15 protein-coding genes are annotated in these 20,641 nt (G+C 38.7%); 3 read left to right on the forward strand and 12 right to left on the reverse strand.

Translation table 11 applies throughout. The features are described from left to right. From AC1DG9_RS11190 to AC1DG9_RS11205, 4 genes are all read right to left on the reverse strand, one after another. On the reverse strand, positions 1 to 742 hold a 742-nt coding region (locus AC1DG9_RS11190; protein ID WP_477634633.1), incomplete at its 3' end, for a DUF2231 domain-containing protein. 6 nt (positions 743 to 748) lie between these two features. Further along, a complete protein-coding gene (locus AC1DG9_RS11195) occupies positions 749 to 1,774 on the reverse strand; it encodes an NHL repeat-containing protein (RefSeq protein WP_337715062.1) in 1,026 nt (341 codons plus the stop codon). Positions 1,775 to 1,784: 10 nt separating this feature from the next. Beyond that, on the reverse strand, positions 1,785 to 3,236 hold the full coding sequence (locus AC1DG9_RS11200) for a DUF1501 domain-containing protein (RefSeq protein ID WP_048904630.1): 1,452 nt from the start codon (positions 3,234 to 3,236) through the stop codon (positions 1,785 to 1,787). A 3-nt stretch (positions 3,237 to 3,239) separates the two neighbouring features. Next, a complete protein-coding gene (locus tag AC1DG9_RS11205; RefSeq protein WP_477634634.1) occupies positions 3,240 to 5,561 on the reverse strand; it encodes a PSD1 and planctomycete cytochrome C domain-containing protein in 2,322 nt (773 codons plus the stop codon). Between the two features lie 166 nt (positions 5,562 to 5,727). Here AC1DG9_RS11205 and AC1DG9_RS11210 point away from each other — a divergent pair, with 166 nt between their 5' ends. Next, positions 5,728 to 6,036 (forward strand): GNAT family N-acetyltransferase, encoded by a 309-nt coding sequence (locus tag AC1DG9_RS11210; protein ID WP_172663703.1) that lies wholly within the window; start codon positions 5,728 to 5,730, stop codon positions 6,034 to 6,036. A 2-nt stretch (positions 6,037 to 6,038) separates the two neighbouring features. Here the strand turns inward: AC1DG9_RS11210 and AC1DG9_RS11215 are convergent, their stop codons facing one another. The 8 genes from AC1DG9_RS11215 to AC1DG9_RS11250 form a co-directional block, all read right to left on the reverse strand. Further along, entirely contained in the window at positions 6,039 to 8,492 is a 2,454-nt protein-coding gene (locus tag AC1DG9_RS11215) for a glycoside hydrolase family 95 protein (protein WP_477634635.1), read from the reverse strand. Between the two features lie 105 nt (positions 8,493 to 8,597). Continuing rightward, positions 8,598 to 10,883, reverse strand: a complete 2,286-nt coding sequence (locus AC1DG9_RS11220) for a glycosyl hydrolase family 95 catalytic domain-containing protein (RefSeq protein ID WP_477634636.1) — start codon at positions 10,881 to 10,883, stop codon at positions 8,598 to 8,600. A gap of 34 nt (positions 10,884 to 10,917) precedes the next feature. Next, on the reverse strand, positions 10,918 to 11,103 hold the full coding sequence (locus tag AC1DG9_RS11225) for a hypothetical protein (protein ID WP_337715069.1): 186 nt from the start codon (positions 11,101 to 11,103) through the stop codon (positions 10,918 to 10,920). A gap of 505 nt (positions 11,104 to 11,608) precedes the next feature. After that, on the reverse strand, positions 11,609 to 11,836 hold the full coding sequence (locus tag AC1DG9_RS11230; protein ID WP_172663707.1) for a hypothetical protein: 228 nt from the start codon (positions 11,834 to 11,836) through the stop codon (positions 11,609 to 11,611). Positions 11,837 to 11,979: 143 nt separating this feature from the next. Next, positions 11,980 to 14,178, reverse strand: a complete 2,199-nt coding sequence (locus AC1DG9_RS11235) for an alpha-galactosidase (RefSeq protein WP_477634637.1) — start codon at positions 14,176 to 14,178, stop codon at positions 11,980 to 11,982. Position 14,179: 1 nt separating this feature from the next. Beyond that, the gene (locus AC1DG9_RS11240; RefSeq protein ID WP_337715073.1) at positions 14,180 to 16,015 is read right to left on the reverse strand and encodes a beta-N-acetylhexosaminidase; all 1,836 of its coding nucleotides are present in this window, start codon (positions 16,013 to 16,015) and stop codon (positions 14,180 to 14,182) included. Positions 16,016 to 16,236: 221 nt separating this feature from the next. Further along, positions 16,237 to 16,839, reverse strand: coding sequence for a sterol desaturase family protein (locus AC1DG9_RS11245; RefSeq protein ID WP_172663710.1), 603 nt, complete (start codon positions 16,837 to 16,839; stop codon positions 16,237 to 16,239). Between the two features lie 102 nt (positions 16,840 to 16,941). After that, entirely contained in the window at positions 16,942 to 19,476 is a 2,535-nt protein-coding gene (locus tag AC1DG9_RS11250) for a BamA/TamA family outer membrane protein (protein WP_477634638.1), read from the reverse strand. A 124-nt stretch (positions 19,477 to 19,600) separates the two neighbouring features. On the opposite strand from AC1DG9_RS11250, the gene AC1DG9_RS11255 reads away from it, so the two are divergent. After that, complete coding sequence (locus AC1DG9_RS11255) at positions 19,601 to 20,344, forward strand: ring-cleaving dioxygenase (protein ID WP_477634639.1); 744 nt, start codon at positions 19,601 to 19,603, stop codon at positions 20,342 to 20,344. Position 20,345: 1 nt separating this feature from the next. Beyond that, positions 20,346 to 20,641: alpha/beta hydrolase (locus AC1DG9_RS11260; protein WP_477634640.1), on the forward strand; the 296-nt coding region annotated here is incomplete at its 3' end.

Genomic DNA, 20,641 nt, shown 5'->3' on the forward strand with positions numbered 1-20,641 from the left:
GATGTATTCGTTCCAGCAGCAAACTTATTTCAGGTTTCCCAGGCACAAATAATTTACCGTTCTTTCCGCCCTTAAACATAGATTTAGCATCTGCCAAGATTAAACTGCCCTTTGCTTTTTCTAAATTATGGCAACTCAAACACTTTTCATTAAATATGGGCATGATCACATCATCAAATATGACTGCCTTATCTACTGGAACCTTTTCTTTTTCTGGCATTACGGCTGCCAGAACAAAATTATCTCCATGAGTTAATGTAGCTCCATAATGGCCGGTAACAATTAAACATAAAATGGTAATAACAGCACCTGCTTTTGCTACGGGTGCTTTATACCAGGAAGAGTTTCTGGACCAATATATAATTGAAGAAATAAAAACAATGCTTACTCCTGTCCACTTGTGCCATTGCAAAGTATCACCGCTATAGCCTTCTTCTTTTGACAGGAATAATCCCATAACAACAGTTACTGCAGACAATAAAACTCCGGTTAACAATAACCCGGTAGTGAAATTCTGATATAACTTTTCTCCGGTGTATGCCTCCTTAAAGCGAAAGAATTCCAGAAGCATCGCTAACAGCAAAAGTACTATAGGAAAATGCAGAATCATAGGATGCAGCCTACCTAATGGCTGTAACCAATACGGCACAGAAATCTTATCTCCAAATACCAGTAAAAAGACAATAAAGATGTTTAACGCAAATAATGCATTTTCAGTAAAACCTTTAAGCGTAATTCTCATAAAAAATTATGCACGGGTAAATTTATATGGATATACTTTGCCCGATGCCCACTGGGCTACATAAAGGTTGTCGTCGTCATCTACACATACATCATGTGGATTCAGAAAAATCTTCTCTGCCTGCGACATTGGTTGCAATATACCATCCGTATAAGTCGGTGCTGAACCACCAATATTTGACACTACCTTATTATCCTTATCCAAAATAGTAACAAAGCCACTATTCTCCTTATTCAGATCCGGTGATCTTAGCACCGCAGCATACAAATAATCATTTTTAATAACCGGCCTGCAAACACAAGCACCAGGAAGCACAATTATCTCTTTTAAATTCCCTGCCATATCAAAGCGTTTAAAGCAATTGCGTGTACGATCTGTAACCAGCAATGATGCTTCACCCTGTCTTTTATCAATACAAACCCCATGCGCATTATCCAGATGTTTGGTTTCGGCACCTTTTCCGCCAAAATAACTCAACAATTTACCCTCAGCATTATAATGCAGAACATACTGCAATCCATAACCATCTGCAATAAAGAAATCACCATTGTCTGCAACTGCTACTTCGGTTGGTACATATTCTTCATTTTTTTTGTACAGCCCTGTTTCCATCGGACAATCAAGTGTCATCAGTATTTTTCCATCCAAGGTAGTCTTATATACCTGATGTCTGTTTGTATCGGTAATAAAAAGAAATTCTTTACTGCCCTCTCTGGTGAGTGTTAATCCATGTGCCCCAGGAAATTCGTGACCCCAGGAATCTAACAGTTTGCCCGATTTATTATAGATCAGTACATTATTTTTGGTCTCATTTGTCAATAAAATAATCCGGCCTTTTTTATCCTGCACCATTTCATGACAATCATTTACCGGATTCTTTGCAGGGTTTAATTGCCCCCACTTTGCATCCATCGTATAGCGCATGTTGTTGTGACCATACACAGGTTCTTTTGATTTTGCTAATGTATCTTTCATAATAAAAAATCCGGCAGAAACTGCGGTTGTATGTTTTAAAAATTCTCTTCTTTTCATAAAATATTCTTTATACTATAATGTCATTAATTACTTTGCCGGCTACATCTGTTAATCTGTAGCGACGGCCTAAATGTTTAAACGTAAGTTTTTCATGGTTTAGCCCAAGCTGATGAAGAACTGTTGCATGAAAATCGTTCACATGAACAGGATCTTTTACAATGTTGTATCCAAACTCGTCAGATTCACCATATACTATACCCGGCTTAATTCCACCCCCAGCCATCCAAATGCTAAAACAGCGTGGATGATGATCGCGACCATAGTTATCCTTGGTCATTGCGCCCTGACTATAATTAGTGCGGCCAAATTCACCTCCCCATATCACCAATGTTTCATCAAGCAATCCTCTCTGTTTCAAATCAGTTATTAATGCTGCCGATGCCTGGTCTACGTCTTTAGCTTGCCCTGCCATCTCATTTGGCAGATTGCCATGCTGATCCCATCCCTGATGATACAATTGCACAAAACGCACCCCGTTTTCACTTAGCTTACGTGCCAGCAAACAATTCGCAGCAAAAGTTCCCGGAACCAAACAATCAGGTCCGTAAAGTTTTATAATATCGTCTGGTTCTTTAGAAAGATCGGTGATTTCAGGTACAGCAGTCTGCATTCGATAGGCCATTTCGTATTGTTGTACCTTGGCATTTATCTCCGGGTCACCAAATTCCTGGTACGACATCTCATTCAGCTCAGCCAATTTATCGAGCATCTTTCTTCTCTCAAATCTGTTCAATCCTTCCGGGTCTTTTAAATAAAGTACCGGATCTTCGCCACTGCTAAATTGAACACCCTGGTGCGTGGAATCCAGAAATCCATTAGTCCACAGTTTTGAGTATACCCCCTGCCCATTACCTTTACCCCGCGACAACAATACAGTAAATGCTGGCAGATTTTTATTTTCGCTACCTAAGCCATAACTAAGCCATGCACCCATACTTGGTCTGTTTCCCTGTTGCGCCCCGGTTTGAAAAAAAGTTAATGCCGGATCATGATTTATCGCTTCGGTAAACATAGATCTGATGATACAAATATCATCGACAACCTTTGCAGTATGAGGGAACAAGTCACTAATCCATGCTCTCGACTCACCGTATTGCTTAAAATCATAATATGAACCTACCAAAGGGAAAGAAGATTGATTAGCCGTCATACCTGTAAGGCGTTGACCTGCTCTAATGGATGCCGGAAGCTCCTGCCCCATCATTTCTCTAAGCTTAGGCTTATAATCAAAAGACTCCAATTGTGAAGGAGCACCGTTCTGAAACAGATAAATTACTCTTTTAGCTTTAGGAGCAAAATCAGGAATACCGGGAGGAAGTCCTGCCTCTTCAAAACTGCCGGTAAACAGATCCGGAATTAGTAACGATCCCAGTGCAACACTCCCTAAACCCAAACTTAATTTTGAAAGGAAACGACGTCTGTTAAAATTAAGTCCATGCTCCAAAATATTCTTTTCCATAAATCAGGATTTTGTAATGGTTTCTTCTAAATTATATATTGCTGCTATTACTTCCATCATTGCGGCAAGTTCAGTTTTATTGGTTTTCTGAGAGAGAGGGTACTCGCCTACTGCCAAAACTTTCTCCGCATTTGATTTTTGTTTAAATACCTTCAATTGATCGGCGTAATAGGAGGCCAACAGCTTTATTTCTTTATCCTTAGGTTTTCTACAAACTATCCTTCTAAATGCCTTGCTGATCCTTGCTTCTGATGTTCCTTTATCTTGTAATAACTTATCGGCCAAAACACGCGAAGCCTCTAATACTGTGGGGTCATTCATCATCGCCAATGCCTGAAGCGGGGTATTCGTTTTTAATCTTTTAACTTCACACTGGTCTCTGTTACTGGCATCAAAAATTCCCATTACAGGAGGTGGAACAGTTCTTTTAATGAAAGTATACATACCTCTCCGATACAAACTCTCGTTATGATCTTGTCTGTATGTAGCCAATAAACCTCTACCTGATGTAGCTCCTTCCCAAAGGCCTGGTGGCTGGTAAGGCTTAACACTTGGCCCTCCTATTGTATTCACTAACAACCCACTACTGGAAAGCACCACATCTCTGACAAGTTCAGCAGGGATACGATAACGCGGCGCTCTTGCCAAAAGAATGTTATCCGGATCGGTCTTCAGTTTTTCCGGAGAGACTACAGCAGATTGTCTATAGGTTGCAGACAATGCTATTTGCTTAACAAGGCGTTTGATGTTCCACCCATGGTTCATAAAATCAACCGCAAGCCAGTCGAGTAATTCGGGGTGCGAAGGTAACTCTCCCTGCATCCCAAAATCTCCCGAAGTTTTAACAATACCTCGTCCAAAAAACTCTTGCCATACCTGATTTACAAATACTCTTGAAGTAAGCGGATTTTTCTTATCGAATAACCATTGCGTTAACCCAAGTCTGTTTTTAGGGTATTTATCACTAAATGAAAGTAATGATTTAGGCGTTCCGGCTTCCACCACCTCACCATGCGCATCATATACACCCCTTTTTAGTAAATAGGTTTTTCTAACTGTATCCTGATCACCCATTACTGATACGATTAATTTATTCGTATCCTGCTTATTTACAAACTTCAATATTTCTTTAACATCAGCATTGCTAATTTCCATCAGCGGTTTTTTTGCATAAGTCTCCGGGCCGCCAACAACAGACTCAATTCCTACTTCTTTTACATTGTTAAAAAAAGCAAATACCTGGTAGTATTCCTTTTGCGAAAATGGATCGTACTTATGATCATGACAATGAGCACATTCCAGCGTAACACCTATAATGGCTTTCCCAAAAGTATTGGTGCGGTCAGTAACATACTCAACCCTATATTCTTCATCAATTACACCACCTTCTTCTGTTATTTTATGATTCCTGTTAAAACCTGTTGCCAAAAGCTGTTCTTTCGAGGCATTTGGCATCAAATCTCCGGCAAGCTGCCAGGTCACAAATTGATTATAGGGCATATTTTCATTAAAAGCATGAATAACCCAATCTCTCCAAGGCCACTGACTACGGTAATTATCATCCTGATACCCGTGAGAATCAGCATATCTGGCAACATCTAACCAGTGCAATGCCATCCGTTCCCCATAAGCTGGACTTGATAGTAGCGACTYCACAACCTTCTCATATGCGTTACTACTGGAATCAGCAAGAAATTTATCCATCATCTCAATAGAGGGTGGCAAACCGGTAATGTCAAGACTAGCACGCTTTAATAACCTTTCCTTATCCGCTTCGGGGTTAGGTACTACTCCTTTATGTTCCAGTTTATCAAGCACAAAATAATCTATCTCATTTTTCACCCATTTAGCATCCTTAATCTTAGGCATTTGGGGAGCTTTAGGAGGAGTAAAAGCCCAATGCTTTTCGTATTTAGCTCCTTGCTTAATCCATTTCTCTATTATAGAAATCTCATTAGCAGTCAATTTTAGATTTGAGGACTTCGGAGGCATCATATATGCCGTATCCTTTGTGGAAATCCTTAAAAACACTTCAGATGCATTAGGTTTAAAAGGTACAAGGGCATGCGCTGATGGATTTTCTTTTAACGCCTTATAGGCTTCCTCAGCAATATCTAATCTTAAATCTGCTTGTCGTTTATTCGCATCGGGGCCGTGACAGATAAAGCACTTATCAGAAAGAATTGGCCTGACATTGAAATTGTAACTGATACTATCAGGCAACTGTTCTTCGGCTACCTGATTTGAAGATGAGCTGTTACATGCCTGTATAATATACACAATAGCAAAAAACGTCAGCAGTAAATAAAAAAGCCTACGGTACATACAATATCTATTTGGTTTCAATTGTACAGACAAGCTTTCACTTGTCTGCTTCTATAAATTTAGAATAAATACTTTAAATACCAATTATTATTTTCTTAAAAAGCAGAATATGAAATTTTTATTGATTAAATTGTTGTAGAATATATCACTCTAAATACAACAAAAAATGAATGCAGAATTTAACGATGTACCGCTGATAAAAAATTCAGAAAAAAATAGATTTGAGCTCAAAACAGATAATTATCTGACTTTTATAGATTACAAGGAGCATGGTAAAAAGATATGGCTGATCCATACTGAAGCACCCGAAGAACTTAAAGGAAGGGGAACTGCAACTGCAATAGTTGAGAAAACATTAGCTTACCTGGAAGACAACGACTATAAACTCATCCCTCTATGTCCATTTGTAGTAACATACCTAAAAAGACACACCGAATGGAACAGAATTTTAGATGAAGGTGTACCCCCTTTTTAAGCCTATTTTATAACGTATTTACTTCCTTTAACAGTGTTAAAGCTAACCAGATTATCCACTTTAGTATTTAATGCTATCTTTTTCCCTGCGCTACTGTAAACCGAAGTACCGGCAGGTAATTGAATATAACATTCAGCTCCGCTTAGGGAAAAGATTTCGGCTTTGGTGAGTTTGCTGCTCTTCCAGCTAAAACTAAGCTCGAAGCCATTCCTTGCACGCATTCCTTTTATATTACCAGAGCTCCAATCAGTATCTGTTGGCAATGCAGGTAATAAGCGGATCACAGAGTTAATGCCATTACTTTGGAGCAACATTTCAGCAATGGCTGCCGTACCGCCAAAATTTCCATCAATCTGAAATGGCGGGTGCGCACAAAACAGATTTGCATAAGTTCCTGCTCCACTGGTCATCGAAATCTCACTTCCCGCAACAGCAGGCGCCAGCAGTGCTTTAAACACCTTCCAAGCATGGTCACCATCACCTAGTCTGGCCCAGAAATTCACCTTCCATGCTCTCGACCAACCTGTACCTCCATCCCCCCTTCTCTCCAAAGTTTTTTTTGCTGCAGTCATCAATAAGGGTGTTTCAAGTTGAGTAATTTCATCGTAGGGATACAAACCATACAAATGCGAAACATGGCGATGTGTTACCTCAGGATCTTCATAATCTCTGATCCACTCTTGTATCCCGCCTGTTTTTTTACTGATCTGATTAGGAGCTAACCGGCCTTTTAGCTGCTGCAAACTATCTGTCCAACTCTTATCTATACCTAATAACTTAGCCGCAGCAATAGTATTGTTCATCATTTCTCTCCCAATCTGCATATCCATAGTTGGACCCATCGTGGTTTGCCCTTCAAAACCTTCCTCGGTTTTATAAGAATTTTCTGGAGAGTTGGAAGGCGCTGTTACCAGCCACTTTGTTAGCGGATCTTCAATTAAAATATCGGTATAAAATTTTGTTGCCCCTTTTAGTACCGGATAAATCTCAGCTAAAGTCTTTTTGTTTGGGTTATATAAATAATGTTGCCACAAATGACTGCTTAACCATGCTCCACCCGAAAGTACCGAACCCCATGAGGCATGCTCGCCTGGAGCAGTAAAACCCCAGGGGTTTGCAATTACGTGTKCCACCCATCCCGTGCTGTTATAATATGCTTTTGCAGTTTTTTGTCCTGGCGCCACCAAAAATTTTGTAAACTCAATCAGGGGTTTATGTATATCTCCCAAATTAGTATTCTCCGCCAACCAGTAATTCATTTGCACATTGATATCCAGGTGATAATCTCCGTTCCACGGGGTTTGATACTCTTCAGCCCAAATCCCTTGCAGATTAGCTGGTAAGCCACCTGGGCGAGAACTTGAAATTAAAAGGTACCGTCCAAAATTAAAATACAGAGCTGGTAGCGTTACATCACTCCCTCCGTTAGCAAAACGCACCAGTCGTTCTGCTGTAGAAAGCGTTGCAATACCGGCATTCTCTTTTTCACCAAGTTGGATTTTACAGCGATTGTAGTAGGCTTGAAAATCTTCGCGCTGCTTTGTTTTCAATGTTAGCCACGGAAGTTTACCCGCAGCATCAACATGTTTTTTAGCTACCGGCAAAGGTATTGCACCGCGGTGTGTTACATCTGGCCAGTTCATATCTGTTGCAGCACTAATTACAATAAGGCATTCGGTTGCTCCATCAACCGTAAGTACACTATTTTTTGCCGTTATTTTTCCTGTGGATGAAATGGCTTTCGCAAAGGCTGCAAAAAGAATTCCTTTATCTCCATTACCACCTGGCAATTGTCCTGTCATGCTAAGCCCATTTCCCTCGGCTGAAAAAGATGCATGCTCTTTTCTACTTAGCGACAGATCAAAATTTAATGCTTTTGCTTTACTCGAAGTTAAACGAACAATAATGGCTTGTTGAGGGGTGCTTACAATCACCTCTTCTTTAAAGTTTACACCTGACCTGCTCCACTCAGTAACTGAAATGGCTTTATCTATACTTAAAATTCTTTTATAATCCGTTACTTTTGAGGTGGTGTCTCTCCAATTAATAAACATATCTGAAAGGATTTGATAGCATCCAAACTTTTCGTTTGCACCATTTCCAAAACCAGACCCAGCTCCGGCACTTGTAAAATATTTTTGTAATAGTTCTTGCGCCTCCTTATTTTTTCCATCCTTTAGCAATTGCTGAATAACAGGTAAATGAGCAGCAGCATCATTTCTATTGGGATTTTCTACACCACCAGACCACATAGAAATTTCGTTTAAAACAATCCTTTCTCTGTTTGGATTGCCAAATACCATTGCTCCTAATCGGCCGTTGCCAACAGGAACAGATTCAGTAAAATGGTTCGCCGGTGAATTAAATCTCACTTGCTGATCTGTCTGCGCAAATAATGACAAGCCACTTAAGGTAAAACAAAAAAAGAAAAGTATTTTTTTTTGTGCCAAATTCATCTTTAGTTATGTTTTATTTAATAATCAAAGAAAGGAAATTACAGCTTTAGAAATTAGCTGTTATTGTCAAACCATTAAGCGATATTGGCATGCTAAAGAGAAAACCTATTYATACCCGTTTTTCAACAACAACACAGCACCTGGTTTGGCCGTTAACTCCAAAAACCCGCTTTCAGCGGATTTTATTTTAAAACCTGCGTTTGAAGCAATAAAATGAGTTTTAAACGGCAGTTTTAATTTAGTTACTCCTCCTTTTTCTGAAACGATCTTGACTTCATCTACCTGTCCTCCAGCTTTTTTTGCACTTACAAGAAAAGCTCCTTCTGTACGCAAATTTTCAAATGAAGCGTCTTTCCATTCGGGTGGAACAGCAGGCATAATTTCAATAAACCCTGCATAACTCTGCAATAGCATTTCTTGCAAGCCCGCTGCAAATGCAAAGTTACCTTCCAGAGTAAAGGGTCTGTATTGAAATTTCGATAGTCCTGATTTTGTTTGATCTCCGTTTAAATGGAAGCTATTTATAGAGCAAAAAGCCCTGGCAAATGTCTGTAGATCTCTTGCTGCACCGGCTCCATCTTTTGCCCTTGCTTTAATGTTTGCAAGCCAGGAATAAGAGTACCCACACCAGTAATCTGGCCCTACCTTATCCAATAGCTGTATCGTATTCTTTATAATGGCTTGAGCTTTCGGTCCGTCCTCCCATTTTATTAGCCCTAATGGATGGATAGCCATCATATGAGAGAAATGTCTGTGCGATTCTTTATAATCCAGACCTGGGGCAAATCTAAGTTCATCCTTATCTGTTATCGCGAAATCATCAAACTCATTTAAGAGTTTATTCCACCGCAAGGCTTCGGCTTTCAATCCAAGTTCAGTAGCAAGTTCCTCCGCAGCTTTAAACGTGAATTTCATTAAAGCCAGATCATAGTTTGTATTTCCCAAAAACCAGGCACTAAGGTCATTGTCGTTTATCTCCGGACTTGAACTAATTTTCAATTTCCTGTGTCCGTTTCCGTCTTTAACCGTTATGTTTTCAAGAAACAGGGCTGCTCCTTTGATCCATGGATAAGCATTATTTTTAAGAAAAACCTTATCCATACTGTAGCGCCATTGCAGGTAATAATGTTGTCCAAGCCATGAAGAAACTGTTGGTGATAAAGAGTATTGAATCCATCCGCCCATTTCTGTACCATCCAGGGTTGTTACTCCAGGCACAGCAATACCGTCTGCACCAAAATAAAGCTTAGTATAGCGCTTATAGTTTGCCTTATTTTGCTCGAGATGATTAATATAGCCCATTGCTTCACCAAGGTGATTGCCACTATATGCCGGCCAATAGCTAAGCTGAGTATTTAAGTCATGATGATAATCCCCTTTCCATGGTGGTATCCTTCCGTTATCGGCAGTCCACACCGCCTGCAACGAAATTGGAGGTGCATCTGATCTTGCTACAGAGCCGAATTTATATTGCTCTAAATACCATTGTTTCTCAATCAACGTATCGGGTATATGAATTGCCGACTTGCTCCAGAAATTACTCCACCACCCCACATGTGCAGTAAACTCTTTGTTAAAACTAGTGGAAATGGCATTTTGAGTAACAACAGCAGCTTTTCTATTAGCAATCTTATTCGGATACTGAGATGAAATACTCCAAACTCCTTCAACAGTTTTACTGTCAATTCTTTTCCATCTCACGTTGATATCGTAACTAAATCCACCCCAGCCTTCCTGATGATAAGTTATGCTATTTCCATTTTGCTGAATTGTTCCCTGTTTGTATCCCAATCTCGATAGGTCATCACCGCCTACCGGATCGCCAGAAACTTTAACCTCTCCCTGATATTTTGGTGCAATCAAATGTGGTTTAAAATCGTTGCTTATATTTTCAAATCTAAACCAACCCAATGGCTTTACGGCATCAACAAAAGTTTTTAGCACAATGCCATTTGTCCAGCGCACCTTACAAACTGCATCTTTTAAAGATAAATGAACATCTTCGGCCTGCCCCCAGTCCTTGGTTTCAAATTCAAGAGCACCCCCAGGTATTTTCGAAGGTGCAGGTTCCCTATCATAAGGCGCATCAAAATAGTCTTGTACAGGCTTATAATCCTTTTTATTCACCTGATCTATTACCCATTTATAACTAAACTCTTTCCGATGCAAGCCCTTCATAGGTCGCATGTCCCAAACATCTACCCTATCCAGAGAGAACCTTAGCCGTTCTCCCTTTTGCCAAATCAAAGCACCTAAAGTCCCATTGCCCAGAGGTATAGCTTCGTCCCATTGGGATGCCAGCTTATTGAAATGCAGATCGTGTTTCGGAGACTGCGCTATTGCAGTAATCGATGTAAAAATAAAAAGGAGTAATGCAATTGTTCTGTTCATAAGATTTCCTAACCTGGTTTAAAAATAGGTTATTTTATTTTAAGTTTTGCATCTCCTCCTCCACATTATCCTCTTCTTTGGTTTCTATAAATTCTGTCGCATGTTTGGTACGGATAACCGGCAATACAGGTGGTGTACCGCCCAATCCGATCCCAAAACAAGCTAATATTATCATTACAATGAGTCCAAAAAGACGCATTGTTTTCTTAAAGCGTTCCATAAAAAAAAATTATAGGAAAAAGCCTTTCGGCCAATAAACCTCTCGTGAAAAAACAATAAATAGTCTTAGAAAATTAAACTACGCCGGGAGGCTTGTTTTTGGAGATGCGGGATAAAAAAGGAATCTCAAAGCACATAATGTACCCATTAGAAAATTAATAAATAAAACTAGAAATGCATTAGCATTGAACTGAACATGAACAATGCTATTTTTAACCATCAGGAGATTCCTGAAAACATATTTGAAGGAAGAAATTTTGGAATAAATCCAATTGACCTTACCAACAAAACTCTTGTAGAATATTTTATGCCTCTTTGTTCCATTCTGACTAACGATCCTTTCCTCAGTTGGATACGCCGTCGAATTAACAGAGGAAATAACATTGGCTGCGCCGGATAATGTAAATAAGTTTAAGAACATAAAAAACCCAACTACCCAGCGGAGTAGCAGTTCTTTATAATTCACAGACTTCATTTTCATCATATTAAATCAAAGATAGTCAATTTCAAAAACTTAACGCTGGTGTTAATTCTTCGCAATGAAAGCCCTTATCTTTTAAGATATAATTAACCATAGGTGCACAAGGAACAGAGCTTACTACACTTAGTATTCTATCAATTCCCTCGGTCCTGAATGACCAATTGTTCTCTCCAAATATGATATCCAATATAGGTCTGATAGAAATCAACTCATATTTATCTTTTACCGAAGTTTTAAAACTAATTGTGTTCATCGCTTTATGATCTATCTAATGAATAACTTACCATAAAGATGAGGGTTATTACTAAATCATGCCAGTTCTATCCGGCTAAAGCAGACAAAAAACTCGACGAGTGGCCATAAAACATCGGTGAAAATTTCCAAACAGTAATGTGATTATTCAATTTGCACCCAGGTATAGCTCTCAGGCTTAAGCGTACAGGTATACGATATCTCATAATCTCTGTTTAATGGGTACTTTTTAGCCACTCCCTCCTTCTCTTTCAAAGTGGCAGTGCCGGTTAAACCTGTATAATATAATGGAACCTTTATGGTACGGGTAATTTCCTTTTTCGATGGATTGTACAACATCATTAAACCTTTGGTTTTTAGGCTAGGGTTTACATGTAATATTCCATCCCAATCTCTCCCATCAGCTCTTCTCAAATGGATAATTTCCGAGTTCAATATATCTCTGTATTTCTTATACCAATCAATCACCTTAATTACAGTTTGCTTGGTAGCATCCGTATCATATAAGCGTGGGCCCCGATAACAAGCTTGCACACCTGCTCCATAATACTGCATCATTAACTGTTCATAGTCTTTTAGATGGTCATTCAAAGGTTCCAGAACTGCTTCGGCTCCTCCTCCCTGATAAACTGTTAAAGGAACAAATCCCCAACTCATAGACGAAGTTTTTTCCCATGTCCCATCAAATATATTCTGGCGGTTAAGGATCATCTGATTTGCTCTTGGCAATGAAAAATTCACCTCCCTGTATCCTATCGCTATTTTGTGTGTTCCATCCAGAAAATACCAGTCGGGCGCATTTATATAAACGCCCTTTTCATTTAATGAACGATACAGGTCCTTCTGAATTTCCATTTGTCTCCATTGCGAATCCTCAAGACCTTTATGTCCGGGGTGTGCGGTTGAAGCACATACATCACCTGGATATGGGCCATCATTTTCCCAAATATCAAAGCCGGTATGAGCATAAAAATTCTTTATTTTATCACGATAGCTCAACCCCCATTTACTACCAAAGCATGGTGCATTCCCAAAGAAAGCACCACCTGGTTTACCGGTTTTAGGACTTATTACGTCGTCCTCGTCACTTATTTTTCTGGAGCTAAACAAAGAATAACTTCCAATAAATACTTTTTTACTATGTGCATAATCTGCCAGTTCCTTCCATTTTTTAATATTAGCTGCAGAGGTGTCTTCCATATTACAATGACTGCCGAAACTTAATATTAATGCTTCATAACCCGTTGCAGCACATTGATCTATCGCTGTACGCACCTGCTCATCATTTTTGCTAACCAAATGCATAAAAATTGGATTAGCGGTAGTCCATGGTGCTATTGTATTGTACATTTTACGTATAGCCAAACCTCTTCTCTCCCTATCATAGCTATCCATTAATAATTCAAGTGTACGCACAGACTTAAAAACACCGCCTTTCTCCAGTTCAATGCCGGGAGCTTTATCGGGATATACTTCTAATAAACAAGGTGTTTGATAATCGTAATTAACCTGCGAGGTATATGTCGAGTCAACCTTCCAATGTGTGGTTTGATCGCTTAAATCATATCGCATTGCATTATTAARGGCATAGTTTGTTTCCAGGTAAATACCTTGTGGTTTAGCCATTTTTTCTGGCGATMCAACTACAGCGCTTTGCTCTTCAACCATTCCMAAAACTTCGCTAACTACACGGTCAATCTTAAACACTTTATCCGATTGATTCTGAACTGTTAACGATTTTACAATTAAAGGCAAACCATCATACAATTCGTAGTTTACATTTACCGTTAAGCCCTTCAGTTCATCTGCTCCTGCCTTATAAAGAAAAGACACCATCTTACCGGTAGGCTGCTGATTATTGCTTGCCCAAAATTTACTTTTCCATTTAATATATGGTGAAATTGGTTTTATATCGAAAGAAACAAATTGGAAAGCATTCTTATCAGCCGTAAAACTGTCAAGCCATTCAGGCAAAAGGTAAGCATTTTCCTTTTGACCCTTTAAACCTCCAACTTCATAGTCTTTTCCGTTAATGGTCAAACGGGCTTCTGCCTTTACAGACCTTAATAACTGCCTGCCATTTATAAGGTTAACATAATCTACACAGGCCACATTAGGTGTGATCCTAAAAACCCTTTTGGTCAATCCGTTTTCAAGAATTACGTCCTTATCTGACTTGTAAATAGCAGCTTTATATGATGCCGAATTTAATAACCAATCTGGTTTCGATGTGTCTTTAACAGATTGATTGTTCTGTGCGTTGACATTACTTAATTGACCCGCTAAGATCAGTGATATGCACGCTAAAGCATATCTCAAATTCGGAATATTCAATCGTTTCATGCTATTTTGCTTGTTTAACAGGTTTAGGAAAATAGTCTGTAGAACTTTTACGTTTGTTGTTAAAAAACAATGCGTAGCGGATTACCTCTCCTTTTTTCAACACCACTGGTTGTTTATAAACAGACGATTGCTCATTAACATCAGATCCGTCGGTTGTATATCTGATAGTACTTGCTTTAGTGGGATCATTAAGCGTTACTTTAACCGTGCTATCCTTGTTCACAACTGTTTCTATTACAGCCACCGGAATTCTAAACTGAATTCCCTGTTTATCATATCGTTGATATTGAGTGCTCAACCTGCCCTTAAAATCTTCAAAATTCTTCAACGCTTTTGGTGTCCAGTCAATTTCTGCCAATGCCGCAATGCGAGGATAAACCATATATTCAAAATAATCTTCTGTTCCAATAAACTCAGTCCACAAGTTCCCTTGCGCACCTAAAATGTGCTTTGCTTCAGTGTCGGTTAACGCGGGGTGTACTGGTTCAAAGGCGTATACACTATCAATTGGCACCCAATAACCAATAGCCATAGGTTCGATTTTAGGATCAGCCTGGTAGCCATCAATATACAAATGCGAGTATGGCGACATAATTACATCATGGCCACTTTTAGCAGCTTTCAAACCACTTTCAACTCCTAACCACGAATGTACAGTCGCATTATCTGCAAGACCTCCCTGCATAATTTCTTCCCAGCCAATTATCTTTTTCCCTTTACTATTGATGAATTTTTCCATTCGCTGTATAAACCAGCTTTGTAATGCCGCCTCATCTTTCAAGCCTTCCTTTTTTATACGTGCCTGACATTTAGGGCAGGTATGCCATGCATCATGCGGAGCTTCATCCCCCCCTATATGAATATATTGAGATGGAAACAATGGCATCACTTCATTTAAAACATCTTCCAAAAATGTAAATACGGTATCATTACCTGCGCAGTAAAGATCTTTAGAAACTCCCCATACTTTTCTTACCTCAAATGGCTTTCCATTCTCAAAACTCACATCTCCACAAGCCAGATAAGGATAGGCTGTAATGGCTGCTACCGAGTGTCCTGGCATTTCTATTTCAGGAATCACTTCAACAAATCTCGACGTTGCATAAGCTACAACTTCCTTAATCTGTTCCTGAGTATAATAGCCGCCATATTTAATACTGTCAACATCTTTCTTCCTGTTCGGACCAATCTGTGTCCCATTTCTGTAAGCTGCAATTTCCTGCAGTTTCGGATATTTTTTTATTTCTATTCTCCAACCCTGATCTTCTGTTAAATGCCAATGAAACTTGTTTAATTTATGTTTAGCCAACTGATCTATAAATTTCTTTATATACTCAACAGAAAACATATGGCGACAATTGTCCATGAGCATTCCTCTCCAGCTAAAACGGGGTTCATCTTCTATATAAACACAAGGCAACTTCTTAACTCCATTAACTGGCACCAGTTGTAATAATGTTTGTATACCATAAAAAAGACCATTTTCGGTTCCTGCTTTTATAGCAACGCCATTTGCATTTACCTCCAGCACATATCCCTCTTTTGAGGTAACTTTTGAATCAATATTAAGGCTAATGGTTTTTGCTTTTCTTTGCATCCACATGCCTGTACGCAACTCGGGTTTAATTCCCGCAGTTTCTTCTATTGAAGATTGGGCAAAAATTGCCAGGTCTTTTAAATTAGCTGAAGGATAACTGATGTATACATTTTTGTCTAGCGTAAGACTTCCTTTTCGCTCTTCCAATTTCGCCGGTAAAGGAATTATAGAAATTTTGGATTGTGCAGACAATTTGAGGGTGCAAATCATCAACAGAGCTATTGATAACAGTCGGTTCATGTGTGGGTGTTTGGTCATTTAAAATAAAACAGTTATTGTTTAGTCTTGTAAACTAATGCTAGTTAACTGTTTTATTTTAAAATATCAATCACATACGTTGCGCAAACCTTTGCGTAATTTTACTAAAACTCTATTCTGTAATTTATAGTTGGTATAATACCTCCGACACCCCTCTTCTATTTTACCCCTACGCGGAAAAAAATTAAAGCATTAGCGGTTTCCTATCTGGTACCAAAAACTTTATCCCAAATATCAGATGTCACCCCATATTTTGTTGTAGAGTCATCATAATGGTGCAACATGTGCTGTTGCTTAAGTTTTTTCCAGAAAGCATTTTTGAATTGTGCATGATGCAACATGTAATGCGTCATGTCGTAGCATAAGTAACCAAAAATAAATCCGGCAAAAAAGCCTTCAAGCATGGCCGGAGCAAGTAACCATTTAAAAAGAAAGAAAAATGCCAGTGCCAGTGGTATGCTTGCAGAAGGCGGCATCACCAGTCGCTGTGCGTCGTTTGGATAATCATGATGAACACCATGAAAAATAAAGTGAATTCTTTTACCCCATTCAGACTTTGGATAAAAATGAAAAACAAAGCGATGAAGCACATATTCAGTTAAGGTCCAGATAAATAATCCTAACAGAAAATATCCAAGAAAACCTAAGATTCCATTTGTGCTGAATGAGACCCAGGAGAAATACCCTACAACCGGAACATACACAATAAGCGGTACAAAATATGGGACTTTAGATAAACCCTCAAAAAGTGGGTTTTTAAACATTCTAATAGATTCTCTAGAATTAGATACAAAATTCTTCTTCATCACAACTAATTTTTGATGGTTTTCAAACGAGAGTTCTAAATTACGGCTTTTCTTACACTTCCCATTACCTAAAATAAGTAATTTACCAAATTTTGATACTTCTTAATATCTGAATTTCATGGCTACATAAGGATACCAACCCTCATTTGAATGGCCCATTACAAAACGAAACACGGTTAAGGATGCCGGAGCAAAATATAAACCCGCTCCGTACCCCTGATGCCACACATCAGAATTTTCTCCTTTTCTCCATACCCTGCCCACATCATGAAAACCCAATAGTCCAAATTGACCAGGTAGTATATAATTCATAAAATTCGCCACTTTTACACGCAATTCTAAATTATTATACAAGCTATGTTGGCCACCAAATCTAAATTCTCTATATCCAAGTAAATTACCCTGTCCTCCCAGAAAACTGGATTGATAAAATGCCTGTTTACCAACCGTAACACCACCCCCAATTCTATCCGTTAATACAAACCGGCTTCCTTTATCTATCTTTTGATAAACGGAGAATGAACCACTCAGCTGTGCCATAGAATTCGATTCGCCATTTATACCCTTATAAGCCTGTAATTTACTTTCTAAGAATGTGCCCGAAGTAGGTAAAATATCACTATTACGATTGTTGTTTGTAAAATTTGCCACTACTCCTGCATACAACTTATCTTTTGTTATGGTTGCACTATCCGGCGAATGCAACTCTGAGGTATTGTTAATGAAACGACCCTCATTATCATCTTTACTATATCGGTAATACTGCAGTGACGGGCCTATGCTAAAGGTAGATTTTGACAGTCTCCATCTTATGGATGGATCTATCTGAAACAGGCTAAATCTTGCACGATAATATCTTACAAAATCTCCGGTTTTATTAAAAGTTGTTTCGTTACCTAAGCCATAAAAATTCTGTGAATTCTCTGGAGCAAAGGCATCCGCTTGCAATACAATATCCGCATTACCTAAAACTTTAAACATTTCTCCTCTATAATTGAATCTAAAACCCGATGTTGCAAAAGAGTGCAAAAATGAGAATGAATGTGTACTTCCATAAGGCAGTTTCCTAAAACCGGGTTGGGTAATTTTATATGATAAACCAAGCAAAACCCTGTCATCTATATTATAACTGGCATTTAAAAGCAGCATCTTTCTTTTATAAAGATCTGTGTACACGAAGTGTGTATTAGAGGTGTCGTTATCCAATCTCTTAAGAAACTTGTTTGCATTCCCCGTAAAAGCTATGTTGTCATCTTTACCATAAACACGGATTTTACGAGGTGAGTTTTCTACATGAAATGTTTTTTTACCCTCAACACTAATTATCCTTAGTTTAATAGTTGAGGTTTTATTATCTAGTATCAAACTGTCGTTACCATCTTTCACATATAACCTAATTTCTCTGGTTACTTTTGGATTAAAAGTTCTGTTAAAAATAACATCCTTAATGTGTCCTTCCTTAGATATTTTATGGATCGTTACATTTAAAGCCTTATCCGGCMCATCTGTTATATTGATCAGCTCATTCTTATTACTTGCCTGTATATCAACTATACTATTTATAAAATGATAGTATTTATTCATCAATTCAGGAAGGTTCTTTCTTCTCTCTTTAAGCTGGGCCAGTATGCGATCATGGYGAAGAGAATATCCGGGTTCAGGTAGTTTTTTAAGGGCCTTTTCAAACACCTCGTCGGTTAAAGAAGCACAAAAATCCTTTACTACCTCGTTCCATTCCTTTTCATCTATCCCAGAAAACCATCTTCCATAAATAGCTCTTCCTTCCCAAAAGAACCAGTTAATATCAGGCAGGCTTCTTTCGTACCCCTGTATCATTGGCAATAGCCACGAGGATTGCGCATATCTTGGCACAAGGCCTTCCGACAAATAAAAGACCTGATCTCTGTCTCTCGGAATTGGAAGATATTTCATAGTTCCATCAACATTCTTTTCAGGCTTCCATCTCCATTGATCTTCATGTCTATCCCAATCTCCCAGCAAAGCATCCAATGCTTTTGCTCTTAGTAATGCCCGGCCATCATAAATGTTATCATTATCATCTGTTAACTTGCGCATCATCTTTTCCGAATTATCAGTATCCCCAACAGGTTCTCTTTCCTCCAGTAAACAAAGCGTATTCTGGAACACCTTGGCAAATTCACCTAATCCGGTATCCGGCAATACCCACCCAATCATAGGATCGCTGTGTGGCACATTTACAGCATCTGCAATATCAGGGACTGCTAAGGCCGAGAATGGGTTCTGGGCCGACATATTATCTTTTACTACCGTACCCGCAAATGTTTTTCTGAATATTTCGGGCAACAATATTTCCGGAAACTTTTCTACACTTCTAAGTACCCACTCTTTGCCCTGTTTATCTACCAATCTTAACGAATGCGATTGATTGCCTCCACCCCTTTTGACCGGCGTTAACCCACCTTTAATTTCCGAAATTTTAATAATGGGTACTTTGGTACTCATCGCATACTCCTTACGGTAATTTTCTCCAAACAAAAAGCGATGAAACTTACTTACACTATCGTACTTAGGGTAGATTTTAATACTTATGGAGTCTTGCGCACTTGATACCAAGCTAGCCGACAATAAAACAACGGAGAGGATGAATCTAATCATACTTAAATATCTAAATATAAAGCTACGCATTTCTTAATCTATGGTAAGATTTAAAATAAAAGTTCCCCCTAAATTTGTAGTGTTATTTAAGAATTAATTAATTAAACCACTAAAATAGGTAGCCATGAACAACAGAATTTTAGGCCTGCACCACATTACTGCAATTGCAGGAAACGCAAAAAAGAACTATGATTTTTATACCCGCATACTAGGTTTACGATTGATTAAAAAAACCGTAAACTTTGATGACCCACATACCTATCACTTTTATTACGGTGATGAACAAGGAACACCAGGAAGTATTTTGACATTTTTTCCATGGGAAGGAATTATGACCGGCCGACGAGGTTCAAGACAGGTAACCGAAATTGGGTACAGTGTTCCGGCCGGGAGTTTAGAATATGTAACAATAACAACCAATAAAATGGATGGTACTGCTAAAGTTTTAACAGACATTTTTGGATATAAATTGGAAAAAACTGAAGTGAACCGGTCACGTTTTGTTACAGATGCAGTAACCTATGCAGCCATTGTTGACCTTGTAGAGGCCCCTGGTGAAGCTGTTGGTCATGTTGCAAGCGGATCTGTGCACCACGTTGCCTTCAGGGTTAAAGATGAGGCCACTTTAATGTACTTTAGAGATAAGGTTGTGGCAATGGGTTTGAACATTACAGAAAAGATTGACCGTAACTATTTCTATTCTTTATATTTCCGCGAACCAGGTGGTGTACTTTTTGAAATTGCTACCGATAATCCAGGTTTTACCGTTGATGAATCTTTAGAAGACTTAGGGTCAAACCTTAAACTTCCTGCTCAATATGAAAACATGAGATCAGAAATTGAGGGCATTTTACCTAAAATAAACTAACATGTACACACACAATAAAAATATTATAACTGCAGGTGTTCCTGTTGCTGAGGCTAAAAGAGCTATTGTTTTTTTGCATGGCCGCGGATCTACAGCTGAGGATATCATTTCTTTAAACAATCATTTAAAGGTGGATGATGCAGCTTTATTTGCTCCGCAAGCTACCAATAACAGTTGGTACCCGTATAGCTTTATTTCTCCTGTTGAACAAAACCAACCAGCTTTAGATTCCGCACTTACAGTGATTAAAGACCTTGTCGGCGAAATTATCTCTTCAGGAATTCCTCAGGACAAAAT

The sequence above is a fragment of the Pedobacter sp. 05L430 genome (genome assembly GCF_056397585.1).